The sequence below is a fragment of the Streptomyces sp. NPDC058646 genome (assembly GCF_042716875.1).
Lineage (GTDB): Bacteria > Actinomycetota > Actinomycetes > Streptomycetales > Streptomycetaceae > Streptomyces.
Genome location: NZ_JBHXRK010000029.1, coordinates 48155 through 72482 on the forward strand (window position 1 = coordinate 48155; position 24328 = coordinate 72482).

The following is a 24328-nucleotide window of genomic DNA, read 5'->3' on the forward strand; positions in this document are numbered from 1 at the left end:
CCGGCCCCGGGCCCGGCCGGCCGGGGCGCCGCCCGCCTAGGGTGGGCGTATGGAAACGGGGACAACGGGCGGGACGGGCCGTCCCGAGTGGGTGGGGCTGCCCGGCGGGCTGCTCACCCTGCGGCGGCTGCTGCTGGTGATCTGGACGGTCCTGCCGGCGGTGGTGACCGCCGTGGTGCTGGGGCTGACGGCCGGCCCGGTCTGGGCGGCCGGCGGGGCGTTCTGGCTGCTGGTCCTGGCCTGGGGCTGGGTGCTGCTGGGCCGGAACTGGCGGTCCTGGCGCTACGCCGAGCGCGCGGACGACCTGCTGATCAGCCGGGGCGTGCTGTGGCGGGAGGAGACGGTGGTCCCGTACGGGCGGATGCAGCTGGTCGAGGTGGCCTCGGGCCCGCTGGAGCGGCGCTTCGGACTGGCCTCCGTGCAGCTGCACACGGCGGCCGCGGCCACGGACGCCAAGATCCCGGGCCTGGCGCCGGCCGAGGCGGAGCGCCTGCGCGACCGCCTGACCGAGCTGGGCGAGGCAAGGTCGGCGGGCCTGTGACCCCCGGTCCGGTGGCCGGCGGGACGGCCGGCGGCAGGGCGGCCGGCGACGGGCCGGCCGGCGACGGGGCGACCCGCGACGGGACCGCCGCGCCCGGTGCGCCCGGTGCGGACGGTGCGGACGGTGCGCCCGGTGGGTTCGGCGGGCCCGGTGCGGACGGTGAGCCCGGTACGGACGGTGCGCGGAGTGCCGGCGGGCCCGCCGCGGGCCGGCGGCTGCATCCCTTCACGCCCCTGCGCCGGGCCTGGGTCCCGATCGCCGCGACGGCCGGTCTGCTCGTGCAGCAGGGCGACCGGGCGGAGGAGTGGATCGGGGACCTGCCCACCCTGATCCGCATCGCGCTGCTCGCGGCCCTGGTCCTGGTCTTCGGGGCGTACGGGTTCCTGAGCTGGTGGGTCACCCACTACGCCGTCACCGACAGCGAGCTGCGCATCCGCAGCGGGCTCCTCTTCCGGCGCACCGCGCACATCCGCCTCGACCGCATCCAGGCCGTGGACGTCACCCGCCCCCTGCTGGCCCGGGTGGTGGGGGTCGCCCAGCTGCGCCTCGACGTCATAGGCGCCGAGGCCAAGGACGAGCTGTCCTTCCTCTCCGAGAAGGACGCCGTGGCGCTGCGCGCCGAACTCCTGGCCCGGGCGGCGGGCTTCGCCCCCGCCGAGGCCGTACGGGTCGGCGAGGCCCCGGAGCGGCAGCTGCTCCACGTCCGCCCGCGCGACCTCGTCGTGTCCCTGCTGCTGAGCCTCGGGGTCTGGGCGGCGCTGGCCGGCGGGATCATCGGGCCGGTCGTCGTGTGGTGGCTGAGTGCCAGCCCCTGGGCCGCGGTCGTGACCCTGCTCCCGCTGCTCGGTGCGGTCTGGGCGGCCAGCGCGGGCCGGTTCCTCGCCGAGTACGACTGGCGGGTCGCCGAGTCCCCGGACGGGCTGCGCCTGGACCACGGGCTGCTGGACCGGGCCCACGAGACCGTGCCGCCCGGACGGGTGCAGACCGTACGGATCGTGGAACCGCTGCTGTGGCGGCGGCGCGGCTGGGTCCGGGTGGAGCTGGCGGTGGCGGGCTCGAAGAACGACGTCCTGGTCCCGGTGGCCGCACGGGAGGCCGCGTACGCGGTGGTCGCCCGGGTCCTGCCCGGTGTGGACCTGGCGGGCCTGGCCTTCGCACCCTCCCCGCGGGCCGGTTCGCGGTGGGTGGTCCCGGTCTGGTGGAAGGGCTACGGGCTGGCCGTCTCGCCGGAGGTCTTCGCGGCCCGCCGCGGACGCCTGTGCCGACGTACGGAGATCGTCCCGCACGCCAAGGTCCAGAGCGTCCGCCTGAGCCAGGGCCCCTGGGAGCGGGCCCGGGGGGTCGCCGACGTCCGGGTGGACACCGGGGCGAACGGCACGGTCACGGCCCGGCTGCGCGAGGCGGCGGAGGCGGCCGTCCTCCTGGACGCGCAGGCGGCCCGCTCGCGCACCTCGCGGGCCGGGGCCCGCCCGGACCGCTGGATGACAGGGCCGGACGGCACCGCCTGAGGCGGGCCCGGCCGGGGCCCGGGCTACCCCGCTCCGCCGCCCGCGCGGACCAGGCCCGTCTCGTAGGCGAGGACGACGACCTGGACGCGGTCGCGCAGCCCCAGCTTCGTCAGGATGCGGCCCACGTGGGTCTTCACCGTGGCCTCCGACAGGACCAGCCGGGCCGCGATCTCACCGTTGGACAGGCCCTGGGCCACCAGCAGCATGACCTCGCGCTCGCGGTCGGTCAGCCGCTCGATCTCCTTGTTCTGCGGCTCCTGCGTGGTCGACGGGAGCATCGGCGCGAACCGGTCCAGCAGCCGCCTCGTCGTCGAGGGGGCCACCACGGCATCGCCGCTGTGGACCGAGCGGATGGCCGCCAGCAGCTCGGACGGCGGCACGTCCTTCAGCATGAAGCCGCTGGCGCCCGCCTTCAGGCCCGAGAAGGCGTACTCGTCCAGGTCGAAGGTGGTCAGGATGATGACCTTGGGGTGTTCCTCGGGCAGGCAGATCCGCCGGGTCGCCTCGACCCCGTCGAGCCTCGGCATGCGGACGTCCATCAGCACCACGTCCACCTTGGTGGACCGCAGTACCTCCAGCGCCTCGAGGCCGTCTCCCGCCTCGGCGACGACGTCCATGTCCGGCTGGGCGGCGAGCACCATGCGGAAGCCGGTGCGCAGCAGCACCTGGTCGTCGACGAGCATCACTCGGATGGACATCAGTTACCTCGTCCTCGTCATTTCTTCTTCAAAGGGAGCAGTGCGCTGATGCGGAAGCCTCCGCCCGGCCGCGGCCCCGTGTCCAGGGTTCCGCCGACCATGCCGATCCGCTCGCGCATGCCGATCAGACCGTGCCCGGCGCCGTCCGCGCCGCCGTCCTCGTACAGCTCGTGGGCCGCGCCCCGGCCGTCGTCCTCGACCAGCAGGCCGAGACCGTCGTCGAAGTAGACCAGCCGGACGCTCGCCTTCGCGCCGGGGCCCCCGTGCTTGCGCGTGTTGGTCAGCGCCTCCTGCACGATCCGGTACGCCGTCAGCTCGACGCCGCTGGGCAGCCGCCGCGGGGCGCCCTCGACCTCGAAGTCCACGTCCAGCCCGGCCGCCCGGACCTGCTCGACCAGGACCTCGATCTGCTCGACGTCCGGCTGCGGCACGTAGTCCTCCGACTCCTGCGGCTCGCCCGTGCGCAGGACGCCGAGCAGCCGGCGCATCTCGGCGAGGGCCTGGCGGCCCGTGCCGGAGATCGTCTGGAGGGCTTCCTTGGCCTGCTCGGGGGCGGCGTCCATGACGTACGCGGCCCCGTCGGCCTGGACCACCATCACCGAGACGTTGTGCGCGACGACGTCGTGCAGCTCCCGGGCGATCCGGGCGCGTTCGGCGGCGACCGCCACCTTGGCCTGGGCCTCGCGCTGGTTCTCCAGCCGCTCGTTGCGCTCGATGAGCTGGGCGTAGTAGGCCCGGCGGGTGCGCAGCGAGTCGCCCATGACCCAGGCGAGGACGAAGGGGACGATCATGAACACGGCGAAGAGGACGTTGTCGACGTCGCTGGTCCCCTTGTCCACGCCGTGGCGCAGGAAGTAGAGCGGGGCCGCGGCCACGCCCCAGCCCAGGGCGGTGCGCGAGACCCAGCGCGGGACCTCGCTCGCGGCGACCGTGAACAGGATCACGAACATGGCGAGGTCGTAGGTCCCGGCGACGATCCCCGTGCCCAGCTGGTAGATCCCCGCCCCGAGGGTGAGCCAGAACATCGCCCCGGTCCACCTGCGGCGCAGGGCCACGGCGGTGCTCATGGCGACGGCCACGGGGACCGCGGCGAGCTTCAGGGGGGTGGCGAGCGCGCTCTCCTCCGCGATGTTCAGCATCGAGAACCCGAAGAGCAGGACAGCCCAGAAGCTGTCGACGCCCGTCGGGTGTCGGCGGAGGAAGTCGTAGAGGCGCTGCACGTAACCCAGCGTAGGGAAGGGAGATAGGTGCTGGAGTCAACCACAGGTGCGAACCTCTCACCGGGGGCGTACTCCGCAAGGTGGAGGCGAGCTTAACCTGGGTCAGATGAGCACCCAGGGTGAAGGCATGGCTCCGGTTCGGTGGCGCACGGCGATGGAGGCCGCGCTGTACGGACCCGGCGGATTCTACGTGCGCCCCGGCGGGCCGGGTCCCGCCGGGCACTTCCGCACCTCGGTCCACGCCTCCGGGCTGTACGCGGCGGCGGTGGCCCGTCTCCTGCTGCGGGTGGACGCCGCACTGGGGCACCCGGCGGGGCTGGACCTGGTGGACATGGGGGCCGGGCGGGGCGAGCTGGTGGCCGGGGTGCTCGCCGCGCTGCCGCCGGAGGTGGCCGCCCGCGTGCGGCCGTACGCCGTGGAGCGGGCGGAGCGGCCCGAAGGGCTGGACCCGCGGATCCGCTGGGCCGCGGCGCCACCCGTACGGACGACCGGGCTCCTGTTCGCCAACGAGTGGCTGGACAACGTCCCGCTGGAGGTGGCCGAGGACGGCCGCTACGTCCTGGTCGCCCCCGACGGCACGGAGAGCCCGGGCGGCCCCCTGGAGGAGGCGGACCGGACCTGGCTGGAGCGGTGGTGGCCGCAGCCGGGCCGGGCCGAGATCGGCCGCACACGCGACGAGGCCTGGGCGGCGGCGGTGGCGACCCTGGAGCGGGGTCTGGCCGTGGCGGTGGACTACGCCCACAGCCGGGACGCGCGGCCCCCGTACGGCACCCTGACGGGCTTCCGCGGCGGCCGGGAGGTGGCGCCGGTCCCGGACGGCAGCTGCGACGTCACCGCCCACGTGGCGCTCGACGCCTGCGCGGGCCCGGGCGCGGTCCTGCTCACCCAGCGCGAGGCGCTGACCGCCCTCGGCGTCTCGGGCGCCCGGCCCCCGCTGGCCCTGGCCGGGACGGACCCGGCGGGCTACGTCCGTGCGCTGGCGGCGGCGGGCGAGGCCGCGGAACTCACGGCCCGCGGCGGCCTGGGCGCCTTCGGCTGGCTGGTCCAGCCCGTCGGCACCGCGCCGTGGCCGGACGGCGCGCAGGCCCGGCCGGACGGTGCGGTGGCCTGACACGCCGGCGGGGCCGGCTCCCGGAGGAACCGGCCCCACCCCTGTGACGGCCGTGCCGTTACTGCGTCACCTCGTGGCCGTGGCCCTCGTGCAGGCCGCCGCCGCTGCCGGTGCCCGGCGTGGTCGGCTTCGAGACGACCGGCTTCGTCAGCGGGGCCAGGTCGTGGGCGTAGTGGCCGACCGCGTCCGCGATGACGTCGACGTTGATGTCGAGCGCCTTCTGGTCGATGTTGGTGATGTCGTCGCCCTCGCCGTGGTAGTTCACGTCGTAGGCGACACCCGCCTGGCCGCCGAACTTCGCGGCCTGCGCCTCGGTCTTGATGCCCTCGGCGCCGGTGAAGGTGCCACCGGAGGGGATGCCCACCTCGATGAACGGGCCGTAGTCGGAGCGGCCCGAGAAGTCGGTGCCCTCGTGCGGGATCTTCTTCGAGTCGAGGAAGTCGGTGATGCCCCGCTCGATCTGGGCGGAGCCCTCAGGACCGGGACCCGCGCCGGTGGCGTCCGAGTCGTCGCCGTCGTAGACGAAGTAGGCGGCGTTCGGCGAGGCGATCATGTCGAAGTTCAGGTAGAGCTTGATCTTCTTCTTCTGGTCGTCCGTCAGCCCGGCGACGTACGCCTCGGAGCCCAGCAGGCCGAACTCCTCCGCCGACCACCAGGCGAACTTGACCTTGTTCTTGACCTTCGACTGGCTGCTCGCCAGGCGCTGCGCGACCTGGAGGATGCCGGCCGAGCCGGAGCCGTTGTCGTTGATGCCGGGGCCCGCCGCGACCGAGTCGAGGTGGGCGCCGAGGAAGACCGTGTTGTTCTCGTCTCCGCCACGGGTCTCGGCGACGACGTTGTAGGTCTTGCGGTTCTCGCGCAGCTCGCGGATGTCGAGGGTGATCTCGACGGGTCCGGCCGCCGCCTCCGCGGCGAGCCGCTCGCCCTCCGCCTGGGTGATGCCGCCGGTCGGGACCTTGCCCGCAGCCGGGTCGCCGAGGGTGCCGTTCAGGGCGCCCTCGGTGTTGTTGTAGATGACCGCACCGACGGCGCCGGCCGCGGCCGCGTTGGTCTGCTTCACCGCGAAGGGGCAGCCGCCGCGCTTGACCAGGGCGATCTTGCCCGTGAAGGTGCCCGGGGCGAAGTCGCCCGGCTCGCAGCCGATGGTGCCGTCCGCGTCGAGCGGGGCGACCGCGATCTGCGCGGTGACGCCCTCCTCCGGGCCGCTCGCGGTGTAGGTCATCAGGTGGATCGGGACGTCACGCCCGGCCGGGCCGTTCACCGTGAGCTTCTCGGCGATCGTCTCGACGTACACGAAGTCGAACTCGTTCCGGGTCACCTTGTACCCGGCCGCGCGCATCACGGCCTCGACGTACTGGGCGGACTGCACGTGGCCCTTCGAACCGGCCACGCGGTTGCCCTTGTTGTAGTCCGCGATCGACTGGAACACCTTCAGGTGGTTGTTGGCGCCCTTGCCGGTCGCCTCCTTGACCAGCTTCCTCGCCAGGGCGTCGCCCCTGGCGGCATCGCTCTGCGGGCTGCCGGTCGCACCGGCGGGCCCGGCGAGGAGCAGGGGGGAGACGAGGGCCGCGGCGGCCAGGGCGGCGGTTGCAGCGGCTATACGGCGTGAGGGCATGAAGATCCTTCCACGGCAGAAAGGGCGAGCAGACGCAGGTGCACGCGGTACGCGGGGGAGCGGTTGACGCACGTTAGACAGCAAGGGGCCGTTCTGGCCAGAGTTTTCGCCGATTCCGGTTTATGAATTCCGCATATCGGTGACTCATGGACAGCCGGAACCGGCCACAACGCCCTACCGGAGCAGGCCCTCTATGAGGTCCGAGCCGAGGCGCGCGACCACGGACAGGTCCAACTGGTGATGGACATAGCGGCCTTGGCGCCGCGTATGCATCAGACCGGCCTTTTTCAGGACGGCCAGGTGCCGTGACACCTCCGGCGCGCTGATCCGGTGCACGGTCGCCAGCTCGCTCGTCGTGTACGGGGCCCGGGCCAGACTCCGGCACAGCGACATCCGCATCGGGTGCGCGAGGGCCTCCATGCGCCGCTGGAGCAGTTCCACCGAGCCCGGCGCGGAGGCCAGTTGGGGGGAGCCGAGCGGGTAGTGGACCACCGGCCGCCAGCCGGGTGCGTGCAGCACGAGCAGGTGCGGCCAGCCGAAGTTCGTCGGTATGAGGACCAGTCCGGGTCCCGTCCGGGGATCGGTGGCGGTCGTCGAACCGTGGACCATCTTGTCGGCGGTGATCGTGGTCAGGCGCTCGTCCACGCTCAGCGCGGAGGAGACCTCCTTCAGCGCGGCCGGCAGCCCCTTGCGGCGCAGCACCTCGGTCTTGTGCCGGGCGTCGGCGGTCTGTCCGGGCTCGACGCGCTTCCACGTGTCGGCGAAGAAGGCCTCGTCGCAGTCCTCCAGGAGGCGCCGCATCCACACCCGTACGGCGACCGGGTCGTCCAGCAGCCGGACGGAGAAGTCCAGCTGGCGCGGGCCGCGGGCGGCGGCCGTCTCCAGCGCCTTGGCCCGGGCCGCCGGATCCCGTAGCGGCGAGGGCCGGCCGCCCTCGTCGTACAGCGCCAGCCAGCAGTGCTCCAGGGCGGCCGTCACGAACTGCTCGTCGTCCAGCCGGTCGAGCAGGTCGAGCTCCTCGGCCAGGGTCGCGGCGGGCCGCCCCGGCCCGCCGGGGGTCCCGGCGAAGGGCATGAAGACGTCGGAGAACGAACTGCGCCACATGAAGTCCGCCTCCAGCAGCCGGTCGGCGAGGCAGGGGTCCAGCGCGGCGGACGTGGCGGCGGTCCAGGAGGCGAGCCCGGGATGGTGGGCGGGCTGCGAGAGCGCGTGCAGGGCCATGCAGAGCTCGGCGAGCGGCGAGGGCGTGAAGAGGATGCGCTCGGCGGGGAGCCCGGCGATGTCGATGGTGACGCTCATCGCCCCATTCTGCCGGTGCGCGCGCCGCGGGAGGCGGCGCCCGCGCGGCCGGACGGGGTACCCGGCGCGGGCCGGACGGGGTACCGGACGGGTGGCCGGCCCCACCCCCCGGAGCAGGGAGAACCCCAGGCGGGACGGGGTCGGGCGGGCCTCGATTGACGGCCCGCGTCAATCGACGGGCGCGGTGCTGCCGACGGAGTGAGGCTGGATCCATGACCGCGATCGAGCAGTACCTCATCGACACCTACCGGGCGTCGCAGCACGGCGCCCCGATGCCCCCGCCGCCGGGCCGCGAGGACCTCGCGGTGCTCCGCGGGGCACGCTCGTACGAGCAGTTCCGGGCCGTCCTGGAGGGCCGTCCGGCACGCCGTCCCTGGCTGGCCGCCCTGCGCCGGCTGCTGCGCCGCCCGCGCCCCTGCTGACCCGCCCGGCACGCCCCGGCCGCCGGGCCCGCGCCGTCGCCGTCCGGGCCGGACGGCGACCGCCCGGCTACTGCTCGAACTTCGGCGCGTTGCGCTCGTAGACCAGGCGCAGGCCGACCAGGGTCAGCCACGGCTCGTGGTCGTCGATCACCGAGGACTCGCCGAGGACCATGGGGGCCAGGCCGCCGGTGGCGATGACGCGGACGTCGTCCGGGTCCCCGTTCGGCCCGGCCAGCTCCTTGGCCATCCGCATGACGACCCCGTCGACCTGTCCCGCGAAACCGTAGACCACACCCGACTGCATGGCCTCGACCGTGGACTTGCCGATCACGTTGCGCGGGCGGGCCAGCTCGATCTTGCGGAGCTGGGCGCCCCGGACACCGAGGGCCTCCATCGAGATCTCGATGCCCGGGGAGATCACCCCGCCCACGTACTCGCCCTTCGCGGACACCGCGTCGAAGGTGGTCGCCGTACCGAAGTCGACCACGATCGCCGGACCCCCGTAGAGCTCGACCGCCGCGACCGCGTTGATGATGCGGTCCGCGCCGACCTCCTTCGGGTTGTCCATGAGGATGGGCACGCCCGTCTTGATCCCGGGCTCCACCAGCACCGCCGGGACGTCCCCGTAGTAGCGCCGGGTGACCTCGCGCAGCTCGTGCAGGACCGACGGCACCGTCGAGCAGATCGCGATGCCGTGGATCCCGTCGCCCAGCTCGCTGCCGAGCATCGGGTGCATGCCCATCAGACCCTGCATCAGCACGGCCATCTCGTCGGCCGTGCGCCGCGGGTCGGTCGAGATGCGCCAGTGCTCGACGATCTCGTCACCGTCGAACAGGCCCAGGACCGTATGGGTGTTGCCGACGTCGATGGTGAGGAGCACCGGTTACACCGCCTCGCGGAGATCGAGGCCGATGTCCAGGATCGGGGAGGAGTGCGTCAGCGCGCCGACGGCCAGGTAGTCCACCCCGGTCAGGGCGTAGTCGCGGGCCGACTCGAGGGTCAGCCGGCCGGAGGACTCCAGCGTGGCGCGCCCGGCCACCAGGGCGACGGCCTCCGCGGTCTGCGTGACCGTGAAGTTGTCCAGCAGGATCAGGTCGGCGCCGGCCTCCAGGACCTCGCCGATCTGCTCCAGGGTGTCGACCTCGACCTCGATCGGGACCTCCGGGAAGGCCTCCCGTACGGCCTTGAAGGCCTGCGCGACCCCGCCGGCCGCGATCACGTGGTTGTCCTTGACCAGCGCGGCGTCCGACAGCGACATGCGGTGGTTGACGCCGCCGCCGCAGCGGACCGCGTACTTCTCCAGGGAGCGCAGGCCCGGAGTGGTCTTGCGGGTGTCGCGGACCTTCGCCGTGGTGCCGTCCAGCAGGTCGGCCCAGCGCCGGGTGGCCGTGGCGATGCCCGACAGCCGGCACATGATGTTCAGCGCGCTGCGCTCCGCGGTCAGCAGGTCGCGGGTGCGCGAGCGTACGGAGAGCAGCACCTGCCCGGCCTCGACGCGGTCACCGTCCTCGGCGTGCCGCTCCACCTCGAAGGCCTCGGTGCACACCACGGAGAACACGGCCTCCGCGATCCGCAGGCCGGCCACGACGCCGTCCTCGCGGGCGACGAAGTCGGCGACGGCCTCGGCGTCCTCGGGCACGGTCGCGACGGTGGTCACGTCCTCGCCGCCGTCCAGGTCCTCGGACAGCGCCATGTGCGCGATGTCCTCGACCTCGATCGGGTCCAGGCCCGCGTCCGCGAGCAGCTGGGCCAGCGCCGGGTCGAGGCCGCTCTCCTCGCCGTCTCCGCAGGCGCAGTCCTCGCCGCAGCCGCCTTCGTTCTGGTCGATCAGGGGGAGTTCGGGGGTGCTCACGGTCACTTCTCCAGGCTGGGGGGATTCGGGGAGTTCAGGGGGACGCGCACGGGCGGGAAGTCCGCCGAGTCGGTGGGGGTGACGACCAGGGCCCGCTTCTCCGTCGCGGAGAGCCGGACGACGAGGTGGCGGCGCCAGTCGGCGTCGTCCCGGTCCGGATGGTCCTCGCGCCAGTGGCAGCCGCGGGTCTCCACGCGCCGCTCGGCGGCGGCGACCAGGACGCGGGCCACGCACAGCAGGTTGGTTGCCTCCCAGGTGTCCACCCCCGGTTCGGCGGTCTTGCCGTGCGCGTCGAGGTCGTTCAGTGCGGTGGCGTAGAGGGCTTCGAGGGCCTCGGCGGCCGTGCGCAGGGATGCGGCGGAGCGCAGCACGCCCGCGCCGCCGGTCATGATCCGCTGGATCTCGTAGCGGGCCTCGGCGGGCTGGAGCGGGCCGGTCGCCGGGACCGGTATGCCGGGGCCGGTGCCGGCGTGCGCGTGCGCGACGATGTCGTCGGCGATCCGCTCGGCGAAGACCAGGCCCTCCAGCAGGGAGTTGGAGGCCAGCCGGTTCGCGCCGTGCACACCCGTGCAGGCGACCTCGCCGCACGCGTACAGGCCGGGGACGGTGGTGCGGCCGTGCAGGTCGGTACGGACGCCGCCGGACGCGTAGTGAGCGGCGGGCGCCACCGGGATCGGCTCGGTCACCGGGTCGATGCCGTGGGCCCGGCAGGCGGCGAGGATCGTCGGGAAGCGCTGCTCCCACATCCCGGCCCCGAAGTGCCGGGCGTCGAGGTACATGTGCTGCGCGCCCTGCTCCTGCATGCGGCGCATGATGCCCTTGGCGACGATGTCCCGCGGTGCCAGTTCGGCGAGCTCGTGCTGCCCGGTCATGAAGCGGACGCCGTCCGCGTCGACGAGGTACGCGCCCTCGCCGCGGACCGCCTCCGACACCAGCGGCTGCTGTCCCTCGGCGTCCGGGCCGAGGAAGAGCACCGTCGGGTGGAACTGCACGAACTCCAGGTCGGAGACCTCCGCCCCGGCCCGCAGGGCGAGGGCCACGCCGTCGCCGGTGGACACCGAGGGGTTGGTGGTGGCGGAGAAGACCTGCCCCATGCCGCCCGTCGCCAGGATCACGGCGGGGGCGTGCACGGCGCCGACCCCGTCGTGCTGGCCCTCGCCCATGACGTGCAGGGTCACGCCGGCCGTACGGCCCCCGGCGTCCTGGAGGAGGTCCAGGACCAGCGCGTTCTCCACCGTCTGGATGCCGGCGGCGTGCACCGCCTCGACGAGCGCCCGGGAGATCTCGGCGCCCGTCGCGTCGCCGCCGGCGTGCGCGATCCGCCGCCGGTGGTGGCCGCCCTCCCGGGTCAGTTCTATCTCGCCGGTCGTCTCCGAGGTGTCGAAGACCGCGCCGGCCGCGATGAGCCGGCGCACGGCGTCCGGGCCCTCGGTGACCAGCAGCCGCACGGCGGCCTCGTCGCACAGGCCCGCGCCCGCGACCAGGGTGTCGTCCAGGTGCTGCTCGGGGGTGTCGCCCTCGCCGAGGGCCGCGGCGATGCCGCCCTGGGCCCAGCGGGTGGAGCCGTCGTCCAGCCGGGCCTTGGTGACCACGACGGTACGGCGGCCCGCGGCGGCGCAGCGCAGCGCGGCCGTCAGACCCGCGACGCCGGAACCGACGACCACGACGTCGGCGTCGACGGACCAGCCGGGGGCCGGAGCGTGCAACCGTATGCCGGTACCGCCCGGCTGGATGCCTCTGCCTGCGCTGTTCACGAGTGTGCTCCGAACTCCAATGGAATGTTGTCGATCAGCCGGGTCGTGCCGACCTTCGCGGCGACGGCCAGCACGGCCTGCCCGGTGAAGTCGGGGCCGGCCTCGGAGAAGTCCTGCGGGTCGACCAGCGCCAGGTAGTCCAGTTCCACGGGCGGATCCTGACGGCCCGCCTCCTCCAGGACGTGGCGCGCGGCGGCCCGTACGGCGTCCGGCAGCCCGGTGCCCGCGGCCGAGACGGCGTGCGCGTCGGCCGAGGCGCGGATCTCGCCGAGCCGGGCCAGGGCGGTCGCCCGCTCGTCACTGGCCGGGGCCGCCTCGGCACGGGCGCGCAGCGCCGCCTGAGCGGCGAGCCGGTCCCGCCCGGCGAACAGGGCACGGGACAGGGCCAGGGCGGAGCGCCGCTCGGCGGCCGACAGGTAGCGGTTGCGGGAGGACAGCGCCAGCCCGTCCGCCTCGCGGACGGTCGGTACGCCGACCACCTCGACGGGGAAGTTCAGGTCCGTCACCATGCGGCGGATCAGGGCCAGCTGCTGGGCGTCCTTCTGCCCGAAGAGGGCCAGGTCGGGACGGGTGAGGTGGAGCAGCTTGGCGACGACGGTCAGCATCCCGTCGAAGTGGCCGGGGCGGGTGGCCCCCTCCAGGGTCTCCCCCATCGGCCCGGCGCTGATCCGCACCTTCGGACCGCCCCCCGGGTAGACCTCGTCGACGGCCGGGGCGAAGACGGCGTCGGCTCCCGCCTCCCCGGCGATCCGCAGATCGGCGTCGAGGGTGCGCGGGTAGCGGTCGAGGTCCTCGCCCGCCCCGAACTGCAGGGGGTTCACGAAAACGGTCACGACGACCTGGCCCCCGGGGCCGGCCTGCTCGCGGGCGGTGCGCACGAGGGTCGCGTGGCCCTCGTGCAAGGCGCCCATGGTCATCACCACGGCCCGGCGGCCGGTGCGCGGGAGCTGCAGGAGCTCCGCGGCGGTGTCGATCAGCAGCCTGCTCACTGGTCGCCGCCCCCGATCAGGTCCGGGTCCTCGGCCAGTACGCCGAGCAGGTCCTCGGCGAGTTCCGGCTTGAGCAGCCCGTGCGCGAGGGCCCGGTCGGCGGTGGTGCGGGCCATGGCCAGGTACCCGGCGACCGTGCCGGGCGCGTGCTTGCGCAGCTCCGCCACGTGCGCGGCGACCGTACCGGCGTCCCCGCGGGCCACCGGTCCCGTCAGGGCGGCGTCCCCGGAGCGCAGGGCGTTGTCCAGGGCGGCGCCGAGCAGCGGGCCGAGCATCCGGTCGGGGTGCTCGACCCCGGCCTTGCGCAGCAGCTCCATCGACTGGGCCACCAGCGTGACCAGGTGGTTCGCGCCGAGCGCCAGGGCCGCGTGGTACAGCGGTCGGGCCTCCTCGGCGATCCACTCGGGTTCCCCGCCCATCTCGATGACCAGGGCCTCGGCGGCGAGCCGCAGCTCCTCCGGGGCGGTGACGCCGAAGGAGCAGCCGGCCAGGCGCTGCACGTCGACCTCTGTGCCGGTGAAGGTCATCGCCGGGTGCAGGGCCAGCGGCAGGGCGCCCGCGCGGCGCGCGGGGTCCAGCACGGCGGTCCCGTAGCGGCCGGAGGTGTGGACGAGGAGCTGGCCCGGGCGGACCGCGCCCGTCTCGGCGAGCCCCTCCACCAGGGAGGGCAGCGCGTCGTCGGGGACGGTGAGGAGCACCAGGTCGGCACGGTCCAGCACCTGGGCGGGCGGGACCACCGGCACGTCGGGCAGCATGCGTGCGGCGCGCCGCAGGGAGGCGTCGGACACCCCGGACACGGCGACGGGCCGGTGTCCGGCCTGCTGGAGCGCGCGGGCCAGCGCGGGGCCGACCCGGCCGGCTCCGACGACGCCGACGGCGAGCCGGGCAGGACGCGGCTGCTGTGATGAGTTCACGCGGGGAGGGCCTTCCGTTCCAGTCCGCGGGGGGTACCGGACGATACGCCGCCATGCTAGGCCCTGCCCGGGTCATCCACGCAGACGAGCCCGGCGGATCCCCGCCCGCGGGGCGGCGGAGGCGGCGGACGGCGGCCCGGCCCGATCGGCAGGACACCCCCTGGGCCCCTCCTCACCTGCCCGGACCTGCGCAGGCCCCGCCCGGCCGGTGGGCGCGTCGGCGATGATCGGGGCATGAGCGACGACACGGAGCGTACGAAGCGGCTGGTGGCGGCCTGGCGCGGAGCCGGAAGGGTGCTGTCCCGGAGCCTGCTGGAGCCGACGGTCGGGGAGCTGCTCGGCGCGCTCGCCGGGGCCCCGTACGACCAGGACGAACCGGCCGACGTGTACGGCGACGGGGTCGTCGCCGCGCTGGAGCAGCGGGTCGCCGGGCTGCTCGGGACCGAGGACGCGGCCTTCTTCCCGTCCGGGACGATGGCCCAGCAGGTCGCCCTGCGGTGCTGGGCGGGGCGGACCGGCAGTCCCGTCGTGGCCCTGCACCCGATGAGCCACCCGGAGCGGTGGGAGCAGGCCGCGCTGCCCGTCGTCGCCGGCCTGCGGACGGTGCACCCGACGACCGAGGCCCGGCAGCCGGAACCCTCCGAGATCCGGGACCTCCCCGAGCCCTTCGGCACGCTGATGCTGGAGCTGCCGCTGCGGGACGCGGGCTTCCTCCTCCCCTCCTGGGACGAGCTGACGGCCCTGGTCGAGGCGGCCCGCGAACGCGACGCCGTGGTCCACTTCGACGGGGCCCGGCTGTGGGAGTCCACCGTGCACTTCGGCCGGCCGCTGCCCGAGATCGCCGGGCTGGCCGACTCCGTCTACGTCTCCTTCTACAAGTCCCTCGGCGGCCTCAGCGGCGCGGCCCTGGCCGGGCCCGCCTCCTTCGTGGAGGAGGCCCGCGTCTGGCGCCACCGGTACGGGGGCCGGATCTTCCGCCAGTTCCCGCAGGCACTGGCCGCGCTCGCCGGGCTGGAGCGGGAGCTGCCGAAGCTCCCCGCGTACGTCGGGCAGGCGCGGATGGTCGCCGGTGCGCTGCGCGAAGCCTTCGCGCAGGAACAGGTCCCCTGGTTCCGGATCCACCCGGAGGAGCCCCACACGCACCAGTTCCAGGTCTGGCTGCCGTACGAGGCGGACCGCCTCACGGACGCGGGCCTGCGGCTGGCCGAGGAGACCGGCACGGTCCTGTTCCGCCGCTGGTCGGACGAGGGCCCGCCGGGGACGGCGATGACCGAGCTGGACATCACGGAGCCGGGCCTGGCCTGGACCGCCCGGGACGTCGGCGAGGCGGTCTCGGCCTTCGTGTCCCGCATCTGACAAGACGCCCCCCGAGGGAGGGCGAAACGCCGAATTCCGCGGAAGTCACCGGTTCGGGTCCGGCGTGGCGCTACCGTCCCTCCACGGAAAGACCGGCGGCCCGTGACCGGAGGAGACACCATGACCGCTCAGCCCGTGTGGCGGAAGTCCTCGTTCTGCGGCGACGGGGAGGCCTGCGTCTACGTCGCCACCGCACCCGGATCCCTGGTCCGGGTCGCCGACCGGGCCGACCCCGCCCACCTGGTCCTCGCCACCACCCGGGCCGCGTGGGCCGACTTCCTCCGCGCGGTCAAGACCCCCGCCTGAGCCGCCGGTCCACGGCGGGCCCCCGCCGCGCCGAGCGGGGTCGCCATCAGGGGATTTTGTCCGATTAGCGCGTATCTTCGGCCCATGCCCACGCCTTACGGATCCCGCGGCGGCATGGCGTTCAGCGCTGCCGAGCTGCACGTGCTCAGGCGCTCACTCGCCCACGCCCTTCAGTCCTCCTCGGCCCCCCTGGCGGCCGCGGAGGTCCAGGACTGCCTGCGCCTCGCGCAGTCGGTGGACGACGCGGTCCAGGAGGCGGGCAGACTCAGAGCCTTCCTCCTGGAGGACCTGGGCCGCTACCGGGCCGCCCTGCCCGGCAGCCTCTCCGGGTACCTGGCACTCCTCCAGGACGCCCTCGCCGCCGGGTACGAGCCGGTCCCCGACGACCTGGCCGCGCTGCGCGCCCTGCGCGCCAACCCCCTCGCCGCGGCCCTCCTGGACCGCGCCCAGACCGTCGCGGAGCGCTCCGTCCGCAGGCGGCTGTCGACCGCCCCCGCGCCGCGCACCCGGCTGCTGTCGCTCGCCGGCGGGCAGGGGCCCCGGCCGGGTCCCGAGCCGAAGCCCCGTCCGGCCGCCGAGCCGCCCGGGGAGGAGCCGCGCCCGGGGCGGCCCGTCCCGACCCCGGGCGAGGTGTTCCCGCCGCGCCGCAAGCCCGCCGCGCCGCCCGCCGCGGACCGGGCCGCAGCGGCCGGATAGCCCGCGCCACGACCGGAGGGGCGTGCGGCGGGCCCCGCGGCACGCCCGCCCGGTCGCCGCACTAGGCTGGGGGCATGGACTACGTCTCCGCGCTCGTGCCCCCCATCGTGATGGCCGCGTTCTTCATCGCCCTCGTCGTGACGATCGTGAAGACCCAGGGCGGCGCGAACAAGGCCAAGGAGGACGCGGCGGTCGACGCCGTGATCGCCCGGGCCGAAGCCACGCAGCAGGCCCGGAAGTAGTACCGCCGGGCACGACGGGCGCGAGGCCGGCGTACGCACCGGCTTTTCGCCCGATTTTGTTGCGCGTTGTCGGCTCAATAGCCGGGCAATTCCCCACATCCCGCACTATCGTGCTGATGTGCCTCGCCCCTTGGGAGAACTCGAAGACGCAGTCATGACGCGGGTGTGGCAGTGGAACCGCCCGGTCACGGTTCGGGAAGTACTGGAAGACCTCCAGCAGGAACGGTCCATCGCCTACACCACGGTCATGACCGTCATGGACAATCTCCATCAGAAGGGCTGGGTCCGCCGGGAAGCCGAAGGCCGCGCCTATCGATATACGGCGGTCTCCACCCGCGCCGCCTACTCGGCCGCACTGATGAACGAAGCCTGGTCGACGAGCGACAACCCCGCGGCCGCTCTGGTCGCCTTCTTCGGCATGATGTCCGCGGAACAGCGCGAAGCGCTCCGGGACGCCGTACGGATCGTCCAGCACGACGACGAGTCCGCATCCGGAACCGCACCGGGACCCGCATCCGAGCCCGAACCCGCGGACCGGGCAGCCGCCCCCGGCTCCGCCGGCGCACCCGCACCGGCACCCGCTCCACCCGCGGGCGACGAGGACTCCGCCGCGCGGCGGGACGAGCCGGGGCGATAGCGTCCGGGGCCATGGGAGAGTTTTCCGCTGCACCCGCAGAAACAGTGACGATCCGCCGAGCGCGCACCGGTGATGTTCCCGCGCTGCGCCGCCTGCTCGACCAGTACGTGCAGCAGCGGATCCTGCTCGACAAAGCGCCCGTCGTCCTTTACGAGGACATCCAGGAGTTCTGGGTCGCGGAACGGGCCTCGGACGGTCAGGTGGTGGGCTGCGGGGCTCTTCACGTGATGTGGGAAGACCTCGCCGAAGTGCGCACTCTCGCCGTCGACCGCGACTTGAAGGGCGCCGGCGTCGGCCACCGGGTGCTGGAGCAGTTGTTGCGCACCGCCCGCGATCTGGGGGTCAGCCGCGTTTTCTGCCTGACCTTCGAAGTGGACTTCTTCGCGAACCACGGCTTCGTCGAGATCGGTGAGACCCCCGTGGAGACCGATGTGTACATCGAGCTCCTGCGTTCCTATGACGAGGGCGTCGCCGAGTTCCTCGGTCTCGAACGAGTGAAGCCGAACACCTTGGGCAACAGTCGGATGCTTCTGCACCTCTGATCGATCACCCCGGCTATTACGGCGCTCGGCAGGCCTGTGGCCTATGTCCGAATCGCGCACGTTTCCCGCCCTGTTGCGGTCCTGAACCTCTCCCGGGGGTTTGTGTTTTCCTGGCAAAAGCGGTTTCCTTTCCGCGTACTGCTTTTCGATGAAAGGAAATCCCGGTGGCACAGAAGGTTCAGGTCCTTCTTGTCGACGACCTCGACGGCGGCGAGGCGGACGAGACGGTGACGTTCGCTCTGGACGGCAAGACCTACGAGATCGACCTCACCACCGCCAACGCTGAAAAGCTCCGCGGTCTGCTCGACCCGTTCACCAAGAGCGGCCGCCGTACCGGTGGCCGTGCGACCTCCGCCCGCGCCAAGGGCCGTGCCTCCGCGACGACCGGGAACCCGGACACCGCCGAGATCCGCGCCTGGGCGAAGGAGAACGGTTACAACGTGAACGACCGCGGCCGCGTACCGGCCGACATCCGCGAGGCCTACGAGAAGGCCAAGGGCTGACCCACGGCGTCTCGCACCGGTGTGCGGACCGTGCGCCGCAGGCGCGCGCGGTGGCACTCCGTGGCCGCCGCCGCCACCAGGCGTACGAGGTCGGGCCCACGGGCGGGTCCGGCGTCCTGCCCGGGACCGGGCAGGGCCGGCAGCAACGCCTCGCATCCCCGCTCGGGGGGTCGCAGCCACACGGCGGCCCCCCGGGGACCTTCCCCGAAGGCGGAGACCGGGGGAGCGGGGGCGGTGATCCGGCCACCCGCGCCCAGGGCGGTCAGGTCCAGGGCCACGCCGCCCCACTCGAGCCAGTCGAGCAGCCCGTCGAGTTCCTCCGCGCTCCCCGCCGCCACCAGGAACCGCATCCGGCGCCCCATGACCGCAACGGGGCCCGTGCGGACCCGCCGGCGCAGCACCGCCGTGCCTGCGTCGGAAGGCAGTTCGAGGACGTCGAACAGGATCCCGGTGACGAGTTGGGCGGGCGGACCGCCCGCAAGGCTCCAGCCGAGCTCCCGTTCGTACCAGGAGGCGTACGGATCCTCCGCGGGCGCGACGCGGGGTGACGGGACGCTGACGCTGCTGACGGCCATGCCCGGAGCAACTCGGGAATGGGCGGTGGGTTACGGGTGGCGTGACACACTGCGCCCGGTTCAATGCGGAACGTATAGCTCCGCGGGGCCGGAGTCCCGGATTTGAGACGCAATCGTGTTCGCCCGTAGCGGAGGGAACCACCGCTACCGGCATGGAGTGTCCGTGCTTACGGGTAAGACATTCCTAGTGGATCGGGGCGACACGCTGATTTGAGCAGCTTCCGTTCGCCATCGGCGTACACGTGTGACGGGTATCTGCCTGGCCTGCGGGAACATCGTCTCGCACCATCGGGTTGGAGCAGTTGTCGGCTCTTCAAGCCGGTTTTCCTCACCGACGTGGGGGTGAGCCGCGGACGGATGTCGGCAGTTGGAATGAGCTGTCCCGCCCCGCGGGACTAGCATGCGGAAGGACAGGGCGGGGACCGACCCCGAACTGCCCGACCGCTCTGAGGAGCGATAAACGATGTTCGAGAGGTTCACCGACCGCGCGCGGCGGGTTGTCGTCCTGGCTCAGGAAGAAGCCCGGATGCTCAACCACAACTACATCGGCACCGAGCACATCCTCCTGGGCTTGATCCACGAGGGTGAGGGTGTCGCCGCTAAGGCCCTGGAGAGCCTCGGGATTTCGCTCGAGGCTGTTCGCCAGCAGGTTGAGGAGATCATCGGTCAGGGGCAGCAGGCCCCGTCCGGCCACATCCCCTTCACCCCGCGGGCGAAGAAGGTCCTGGAGCTGTCGCTCCGAGAGGCCCTCCAGCTCGGCCACAACTACATCGGCACCGAGCACATCCTGCTCGGCCTGATCCGCGAGGGCGAGGGCGTCGCCGCCCAGGTCCTCGTGAAGCTGGGCGCCGATCTCAACAGGGTCCGGCAGCAGGTCATCCAGCTGCTCTCCGGTTACTCCGGGGGCGGCAAGGAGTCGGCCACGGCCGGCGGACCGGCCGAGGGCACGCCCTCGACCTCGCTCGTCCTGGACCAGTTCGGACGCAACCTCACCCAGGCTGCCCGCGAATCCAAGCTCGACCCGGTCATCGGGCGCGAGAAGGAGATCGAGCGGGTCATGCAGGTGCTGTCCCGCCGGACGAAGAACAACCCCGTCCTCATCGGCGAGCCCGGCGTCGGCAAGACCGCCGTCGTCGAGGGCCTGGCCCAGGCGATCGTCAAGGGCGAGGTGCCGGAGACCCTCAAGGACAAGCACCTCTACACGCTTGACCTCGGCGCCCTGGTCGCGGGCTCCCGCTACCGCGGTGACTTCGAGGAGCGCCTGAAGAAGGTGCTCAAGGAGATCCGCACCCGCGGCGACATCATCCTGTTCATCGACGAGCTCCACACCCTGGTGGGTGCGGGCGCCGCCGAGGGCGCGATCGACGCCGCGAGCATCCTGAAGCCCATGCTGGCCCGTGGTGAGCTCCAGACCATCGGTGCCACCACGCTCGACGAGTACCGCAAGCACCTCGAGAAGGACGCGGCGCTGGAGCGCCGCTTCCAGCCGATCCAGGTGGCGGAGCCTTCCCTCCCCCACACGATCGAGATCCTCAAGGGCCTGCGCGACCGCTACGAGGCCCACCACCGCGTCTCCATCACGGACGAGGCCCTCGTCCAGGCGGCGACGCTGGCGGACCGGTACATCTCGGACCGCTTCCTCCCGGACAAGGCGATCGACCTGATCGACGAGGCCGGCTCCCGGATGCGCATCCGCCGGATGACCGCACCGCCGGACCTCCGCGAGTTCGACGAGAAGATCGCGGGCGTGCGCCGCGACAAGGAGTCGGCCATCGACTCCCAGGACTTCGAGAAGGCGGCTTCCCTCCGTGACAAGGAGAAGCAGCTGCTGGCGGCGAAGGCCAAGCGCGAGAAGGAATGGAAGGCCGGCGACATGGACGTCGTCGCCGAGGTCGACGGCGAGCTCATCGCCGAGGTCCTCGCGACCGCGACCGGCATTCCCGTCTTCAAGCTCACCGAGGAGGAGTCCTCGCGTCTGCTCCGCATGGAGGACGAGCTCCACCGTCGGGTCATCGGCCAGAAGGACGCCATCAAGGCGCTCTCCCAGGCGATCCGCCGTACCCGTGCGGGTCTGAAGGACCCGAAGCGCCCGGGTGGCTCGTTCATCTTCGCCGGTCCGTCCGGTGTCGGTAAGACCGAGCTGTCCAAGACGCTCGCCGAATTCCTCTTCGGCGACGAGGACGCGCTGATCTCCCTCGACATGTCGGAGTTCAGCGAGAAGCACACGGTTTCCCGTCTCTTCGGTTCGCCCCCCGGCTACGTGGGCTACGAAGAGGGCGGCCAGCTCACCGAGAAGGTCCGCCGGAAGCCGTTCTCCGTCGTCCTCTTCGACGAGGTCGAGAAGGCCCACCCGGATATCTTCAATTCCCTTCTCCAGATCCTGGAGGACGGTCGTCTGACCGACTCCCAGGGCCGGGTCGTGGACTTCAAGAACACGGTCATCATCATGACGACCAACCTGGGTACCCGGGACATCTCGAAGGGCTTCAACCTGGGCTTCGCGGCTCAGGGCGACACCAAGACCGGTTACGAGCGGATGAAGGCGAAGGTCAACGAAGAGCTCAAGCAGCACTTCCGGCCCGAGTTCCTCAACCGCGTCGACGACACGGTCGTCTTCCACCAGCTCACCGAGGAAGACATCATCCAGATCGTCGACCTCATGATCGCCAAGGTCGACGAGCGCCTGAAGGACCGCGACATGGGCATCGAGCTGAGCGGCGACGCGAAGCTCCTGCTCGCCAAGCGCGGCTACGACCCGATCCTGGGCGCCCGCCCGCTGCGCCGGACCATCCAGCGCGAGATCGAGGACATCCTGTCGGAGAAGATCCTCTTCGGCGAGCTGCGCCCCGGTCACATCGTGGTCGTCGGCAAGGAGGGTGAGGGCCAGGAAGCCAAGTTCACTTTCCGCGGCGAGGAGAAGTCGGCTCTGCCGGACCTCCCCCCGATCGAGGCGACGGGCTCCGGCCCGGACCTGTCGAAGGGCGCGTGAGCACCGCACGGCGGTAGCAGTACGCAGGGGCGGCCCCGGGACCGAAAGGTCCCGGGGCCGCCCCTTTGCCGTGCCCGGCCTCCCTGGCCCGCCTGGAGGCCCTGCGCCGGGATGCGGGGCCCCGGGGGCGGTCTTCGCCGGGGTGTCACTGCGGGGGCCCGCTCAGGGGCCGGCCTGCCGGGGGCGGCCGCGTCCGGGCCGGGCCCGCTCGCCCCCGGTGCGGGCGCGGCCGCAGGAGCGTCCTCGGGGTTGCCTGCCGAAGGTCCCGGAAGGGCCCGCCGGAGGTCCCCGCCCGGTGACAAGCCGCACAGAACAAATCGGACGTACTAGGCGGATTCGTAGATCCAAAGGGTCCGGGAACCATGCCTCCACCGCAGGACAAAGCCCGTCAACCGGGCGGAAAGCCCGAGTCGTCCTACGAGTCGCGGTAGTAACGGGGAGGTTTGGGGAAGTCGGGGGCCGCGGGTTACCAAGGTTGAGCCAGCCCGGCACGCGCTTCATCGTGCCGGGTCACTTCATGCCTCAAGAGGGCGTGAACCGCCCTTGTCCCCGGCCCCGGAGGTCTCCTTATGTCCGCGAAGCGTGTCATCACCCCTCGTACCCGTATTGCCGTCGGCGTAACCGCTCTCGGTGCCGCCCTTGCTCTCGGGGCCGGGACGACCGCCGCCTTCGCCGACACCACGCAGACCGCCCTGTCCGGGACCGCCCAGCTGGTCGCCGAGCAGGCCTCCGCCCAGGCCGCGCGGGCCGCCAAGGCCGCCGCCGAGCCCGCGGCCGCCTCGAAGTCCTCGCGGTGGATCAAGCCGCTCGACAAGTACACGCTGTCCGCGACCTTCGGCAAGGGCGGCAGCATGTGGTCCAGCAAGCACTCCGGCCAGGACTTCGCCGTCCCGACCGGCACCCCGGTCAAGGCTGCGGCCGCCGGCACCGTCGTCAAGGCCGGCCCCAACGGCGGCGGTGACGGCCCCGCCTACGGCAACGCCATCGTGATCAAGCACGCGAACAAGACGTACTCGCAGTACGCGCACCTCTCGAAGATCCAGGTCAAGATCGGCCAGAAGGTCAACATGAACCAGCGGATCGCGCTGTCCGGCAACACCGGAAACTCCAGCGGCCCGCACCTGCACTTCGAGATCCGCACCACGCCGAACTACGGCTCCGCCGTCAACCCGGTCGCCTTCCTGCGGAACGCCGGCGTCAGCCTCTGACCCGGCGCCTCCCCCCTCAGCCCGGCCGCCGCGCGGCCGGGCTTCGGCCTTTCCCGGATCAGGTGAGCAGCCAGGAGTGGGTCGGCTTCACCGCAGCGCCGAGCTTGCCCTCCTTGTACGCGCCCGCCTGCTCCTCCGTGAGGGCAGTGTCGTAGATCCGGACGTTGTGCAGGGCGCCCTGCCAGGGCCCGGTCCATATGTTGTGGTGCTTGGACCGGCCCAGCTGGAGCGGTCCCTGCGCCTGCCAGATGGGCGGCACGGGGGTCTCGCCGGCCTTCTTTCCGTCGACGTAGAGCGCGATGGTCTTCTTCTCGGCGTCGTACGTCGCCATCAGCAGCGTGGCGGTCTTGACCATGCTGAGCCCCTCCGCGGCGACGGTGCGCGTCGTCGCGGCGGCGCCCTTGTCGCCCGTCTGCACCCGGAAGATCCAGGCCTGCTTGCCGTTCACCTCGTTCACGCCCAGCTCGAACGAGAACGACTCCCCGTCGCCCTGGCTCACCGCGATGTGCGAGCCCTTGGGCGCGGAGTTGTAGACGCGGGCCGTGACGGTGAAGCTCTTCGACACGTCCACGACCGGCTCGGCGGCCTGCGCGTACGAGTTCCGGGTGCCCTTGCCCACGATCTGGAACCGCGAGCCCAGCGGGCCGAGCTTCATGTCGGGGCCCAGCCGGATGCCGGTGCTGCCGTTGCTGTCGCGCAGCAGGGTCGCGTCGCCCTCGACGGTGGCCTTGTAGGCGGGTGCCTTCGTCGAGCCCGACTCCTCGGGGCTGGGTGAGGAGGACACCGAGGGCTGGCTGTCGGCCTCGTTCGCCTTGCCGTCGTCGCCGCCCAGCAGGAAGAACGTTCCGCCGCCGGCGAGTAGCGCCAGCACGGTGATCGCGCCGCCCAGCATCCACAGCCGCTTCTTGCGCCGCTCGGCCTCGGACCGGTCGGCCATGGCCTCCCAGTCCGGCTGTTCCGGGGCCGGAGCGAACAGCCGGCCCTGCTCGGGCTGGTCCGGCAGGCCGGGCTGCCCCGGCTGCTGCGGAGGCCACTGCGCCCCGGGCGTGCCCGGAGCGGGCTCCTGCTGGTACGGGTTCGGCTGTCCCTGCTGGGGGAAGCCGTAACCGCCGCCGGATGTCGGAGGCTGCCCCGAGGCAGGGCCGTAGCCCCCCGGCGCGGCCTGGCCGGCCGGGTAGCCGTAGCCGCCGGACGCGGGCGGCCCCGGCGGGAACCCGTAACCGCTGTTCCCCGGGGAGTGCTCGGGCTGCGGGCTGCTGGGGGGAATCGCGTCGCTCATGCCACGGATGCTAAGTCACGGCCCTCCCGCGATGAACGGGCGGTACGGATCGGATCCCGGGCCCGGGAACAC

The 24328-nt window shown here is 72.8% G+C and carries 24 protein-coding genes; 13 read left to right on the plus strand and 11 right to left on the minus strand.

What is annotated here, in order from left to right; translation table 11 throughout:
- Positions 1-49: 49 nt before the first annotated feature.
- Positions 50-541 carry a PH domain-containing protein gene (locus tag ACFWUZ_RS29305; protein WP_384379343.1) on the plus strand — a complete coding sequence of 164 codons (492 nt, stop codon included), beginning with the start codon at positions 50-52 and terminating at the stop codon, positions 539-541.
- Complete coding sequence (locus ACFWUZ_RS29310; RefSeq protein ID WP_384379346.1) at positions 538-2049, plus strand: PH domain-containing protein; 1512 nt, start codon at positions 538-540, stop codon at positions 2047-2049. Before ACFWUZ_RS29305 ends, ACFWUZ_RS29310 begins: the two co-directional genes overlap by 4 nt.
- A gap of 23 nt (positions 2050-2072) precedes the next feature.
- On the opposite strand, the gene ACFWUZ_RS29315 is transcribed toward ACFWUZ_RS29310, so the two are convergent.
- A complete protein-coding gene (locus tag ACFWUZ_RS29315; RefSeq protein ID WP_384379349.1) occupies positions 2073-2747 on the minus strand; it encodes a response regulator in 675 nt (224 codons plus the stop codon).
- A 17-nt stretch (positions 2748-2764) separates the two neighbouring features.
- Entirely contained in the window at positions 2765-3967 is a 1203-nt protein-coding gene (locus tag ACFWUZ_RS29320) for a sensor histidine kinase (RefSeq protein ID WP_384379352.1), read from the minus strand.
- A gap of 106 nt (positions 3968-4073) precedes the next feature.
- Between ACFWUZ_RS29320 and ACFWUZ_RS29325 the strand changes: the two genes are divergently transcribed.
- Entirely contained in the window at positions 4074-5078 is a 1005-nt protein-coding gene (locus tag ACFWUZ_RS29325; RefSeq protein ID WP_384379356.1) for an SAM-dependent methyltransferase, read from the plus strand.
- A 58-nt stretch (positions 5079-5136) separates the two neighbouring features.
- On the opposite strand, the gene ACFWUZ_RS29330 is transcribed toward ACFWUZ_RS29325, so the two are convergent.
- Positions 5137-6693 (minus strand): M28 family metallopeptidase, encoded by a 1557-nt coding sequence (locus ACFWUZ_RS29330; RefSeq protein ID WP_384379359.1) that lies wholly within the window; start codon positions 6691-6693, stop codon positions 5137-5139.
- Between the two features lie 174 nt (positions 6694-6867).
- Entirely contained in the window at positions 6868-7992 is a 1125-nt protein-coding gene (locus ACFWUZ_RS29335; RefSeq protein ID WP_384379362.1) for a DUF5937 family protein, read from the minus strand.
- Positions 7993-8204: 212 nt separating this feature from the next.
- On the opposite strand from ACFWUZ_RS29335, the gene ACFWUZ_RS29340 reads away from it, so the two are divergent.
- Positions 8205-8414 carry a hypothetical protein gene (locus ACFWUZ_RS29340; protein WP_384379365.1) on the plus strand — a complete coding sequence of 70 codons (210 nt, stop codon included), beginning with the start codon at positions 8205-8207 and terminating at the stop codon, positions 8412-8414.
- Positions 8415-8481: 67 nt separating this feature from the next.
- Here the strand turns inward: ACFWUZ_RS29340 and ACFWUZ_RS29345 are convergent, their stop codons facing one another.
- The 5 genes from ACFWUZ_RS29345 to ACFWUZ_RS29365 are packed head-to-tail and all read right to left on the minus strand — an operon-like array spanning position 8482 to position 13923.
- A complete protein-coding gene (locus tag ACFWUZ_RS29345; protein WP_384379367.1) occupies positions 8482-9294 on the minus strand; it encodes a type III pantothenate kinase in 813 nt (270 codons plus the stop codon).
- A 3-nt stretch (positions 9295-9297) separates the two neighbouring features.
- Entirely contained in the window at positions 9298-10266 is a 969-nt protein-coding gene (gene nadC / locus ACFWUZ_RS29350; RefSeq protein ID WP_384379480.1) for a carboxylating nicotinate-nucleotide diphosphorylase, read from the minus strand.
- A 2-nt stretch (positions 10267-10268) separates the two neighbouring features.
- Positions 10269-12020, minus strand: coding sequence for an L-aspartate oxidase (locus ACFWUZ_RS29355; protein WP_384379370.1), 1752 nt, complete (start codon positions 12018-12020; stop codon positions 10269-10271).
- A complete protein-coding gene (panC, locus tag ACFWUZ_RS29360; RefSeq protein ID WP_384379373.1) occupies positions 12017-13009 on the minus strand; it encodes a pantoate--beta-alanine ligase in 993 nt (330 codons plus the stop codon). The genes ACFWUZ_RS29355 and panC overlap by 4 nt, the downstream gene beginning before the upstream one ends.
- Positions 13006-13923, minus strand: coding sequence for a Rossmann-like and DUF2520 domain-containing protein (locus tag ACFWUZ_RS29365; RefSeq protein ID WP_384379376.1), 918 nt, complete (start codon positions 13921-13923; stop codon positions 13006-13008). Before ACFWUZ_RS29365 ends, panC begins: the two co-directional genes overlap by 4 nt.
- A gap of 234 nt (positions 13924-14157) precedes the next feature.
- Here ACFWUZ_RS29365 and ACFWUZ_RS29370 point away from each other — a divergent pair, with 234 nt between their 5' ends.
- The 7 genes from ACFWUZ_RS29370 (at position 14158) to ACFWUZ_RS29400 (ending at position 18205) form a co-directional block, all read left to right on the plus strand.
- Positions 14158-15279: a threonine aldolase family protein gene (locus ACFWUZ_RS29370; RefSeq protein ID WP_384379379.1), complete on the plus strand. Its 1122-nt coding sequence runs from the start codon at positions 14158-14160 to the stop codon at positions 15277-15279.
- A 120-nt stretch (positions 15280-15399) separates the two neighbouring features.
- Positions 15400-15585 (plus strand): DUF397 domain-containing protein, encoded by a 186-nt coding sequence (locus tag ACFWUZ_RS29375; protein ID WP_384379382.1) that lies wholly within the window; start codon positions 15400-15402, stop codon positions 15583-15585.
- 84 nt (positions 15586-15669) lie between these two features.
- Positions 15670-16281, plus strand: a complete 612-nt coding sequence (locus ACFWUZ_RS29380) for a hypothetical protein (RefSeq protein WP_384379385.1) — start codon at positions 15670-15672, stop codon at positions 16279-16281.
- Positions 16282-16355: 74 nt separating this feature from the next.
- Entirely contained in the window at positions 16356-16523 is a 168-nt protein-coding gene (locus ACFWUZ_RS29385) for a hypothetical protein (protein WP_384379387.1), read from the plus strand.
- Positions 16524-16641: 118 nt separating this feature from the next.
- Positions 16642-17160: a BlaI/MecI/CopY family transcriptional regulator gene (locus ACFWUZ_RS29390; RefSeq protein ID WP_384379390.1), complete on the plus strand. Its 519-nt coding sequence runs from the start codon at positions 16642-16644 to the stop codon at positions 17158-17160.
- Positions 17161-17171: 11 nt separating this feature from the next.
- Complete coding sequence (locus ACFWUZ_RS29395; protein ID WP_384379393.1) at positions 17172-17702, plus strand: amino-acid N-acetyltransferase; 531 nt, start codon at positions 17172-17174, stop codon at positions 17700-17702.
- Between the two features lie 164 nt (positions 17703-17866).
- On the plus strand, positions 17867-18205 hold the full coding sequence (locus ACFWUZ_RS29400; RefSeq protein WP_384379396.1) for an Lsr2 family protein: 339 nt from the start codon (positions 17867-17869) through the stop codon (positions 18203-18205).
- Here ACFWUZ_RS29400 and ACFWUZ_RS29405 read toward each other — a convergent pair.
- The gene (locus ACFWUZ_RS29405) at positions 18184-18780 is read right to left on the minus strand and encodes an SCO3374 family protein (protein ID WP_384379399.1); all 597 of its coding nucleotides are present in this window, start codon (positions 18778-18780) and stop codon (positions 18184-18186) included. The two genes, ACFWUZ_RS29400 and ACFWUZ_RS29405, sit on opposite strands and share 22 nt — an antisense overlap.
- A gap of 463 nt (positions 18781-19243) precedes the next feature.
- Between ACFWUZ_RS29405 and ACFWUZ_RS29410 the strand changes: the two genes are divergently transcribed.
- Positions 19244-21769, plus strand: coding sequence for an ATP-dependent Clp protease ATP-binding subunit (locus ACFWUZ_RS29410; protein ID WP_384379403.1), 2526 nt, complete (start codon positions 19244-19246; stop codon positions 21767-21769).
- A 569-nt stretch (positions 21770-22338) separates the two neighbouring features.
- On the plus strand, positions 22339-22977 hold the full coding sequence (locus tag ACFWUZ_RS29415) for a M23 family metallopeptidase (protein WP_384379406.1): 639 nt from the start codon (positions 22339-22341) through the stop codon (positions 22975-22977).
- Positions 22978-23035: 58 nt separating this feature from the next.
- Here ACFWUZ_RS29415 and ACFWUZ_RS29420 read toward each other — a convergent pair whose 3' ends face one another.
- Positions 23036-24256, minus strand: a complete 1221-nt coding sequence (locus ACFWUZ_RS29420) for a LamG-like jellyroll fold domain-containing protein (protein WP_384379409.1) — start codon at positions 24254-24256, stop codon at positions 23036-23038.
- Between the last annotated feature and the right edge of the window lie 72 nt (positions 24257-24328).

Coding starts and splice junctions, on each gene's coding strand:
- ACFWUZ_RS29305 (WP_384379343.1), top strand. CDS start 50: ATGGAAACGGGGACAACGGGCGGGACGGGCCGTCCCGAGTGGGTGGGG.
- ACFWUZ_RS29315 (WP_384379349.1), bottom strand. CDS start 2,747: ATGTCCATCCGAGTGATGCTCGTCGACGACCAGGTGCTGCTGCGCACC.
- ACFWUZ_RS29325 (WP_384379356.1), top strand. CDS start 4,074: ATGAGCACCCAGGGTGAAGGCATGGCTCCGGTTCGGTGGCGCACGGCG.
- ACFWUZ_RS29330 (WP_384379359.1), bottom strand. CDS start 6,693: ATGCCCTCACGCCGTATAGCCGCTGCAACCGCCGCCCTGGCCGCCGCG.
- ACFWUZ_RS29335 (WP_384379362.1), bottom strand. CDS start 7,992: ATGAGCGTCACCATCGACATCGCCGGGCTCCCCGCCGAGCGCATCCTC.
- ACFWUZ_RS29340 (WP_384379365.1), top strand. CDS start 8,205: ATGACCGCGATCGAGCAGTACCTCATCGACACCTACCGGGCGTCGCAG.
- ACFWUZ_RS29370 (WP_384379379.1), top strand. CDS start 14,158: ATGAGCGACGACACGGAGCGTACGAAGCGGCTGGTGGCGGCCTGGCGC.
- ACFWUZ_RS29375 (WP_384379382.1), top strand. CDS start 15,400: ATGACCGCTCAGCCCGTGTGGCGGAAGTCCTCGTTCTGCGGCGACGGG.
- ACFWUZ_RS29380 (WP_384379385.1), top strand. CDS start 15,670: ATGCCCACGCCTTACGGATCCCGCGGCGGCATGGCGTTCAGCGCTGCC.
- ACFWUZ_RS29385 (WP_384379387.1), top strand. CDS start 16,356: ATGGACTACGTCTCCGCGCTCGTGCCCCCCATCGTGATGGCCGCGTTC.
- ACFWUZ_RS29395 (WP_384379393.1), top strand. CDS start 17,172: ATGGGAGAGTTTTCCGCTGCACCCGCAGAAACAGTGACGATCCGCCGA.
- ACFWUZ_RS29405 (WP_384379399.1), bottom strand. CDS start 18,780: ATGGCCGTCAGCAGCGTCAGCGTCCCGTCACCCCGCGTCGCGCCCGCG.
- ACFWUZ_RS29410 (WP_384379403.1), top strand. CDS start 19,244: ATGTTCGAGAGGTTCACCGACCGCGCGCGGCGGGTTGTCGTCCTGGCT.
- ACFWUZ_RS29415 (WP_384379406.1), top strand. CDS start 22,339: ATGTCCGCGAAGCGTGTCATCACCCCTCGTACCCGTATTGCCGTCGGC.
- ACFWUZ_RS29420 (WP_384379409.1), bottom strand. CDS start 24,256: ATGAGCGACGCGATTCCCCCCAGCAGCCCGCAGCCCGAGCACTCCCCG.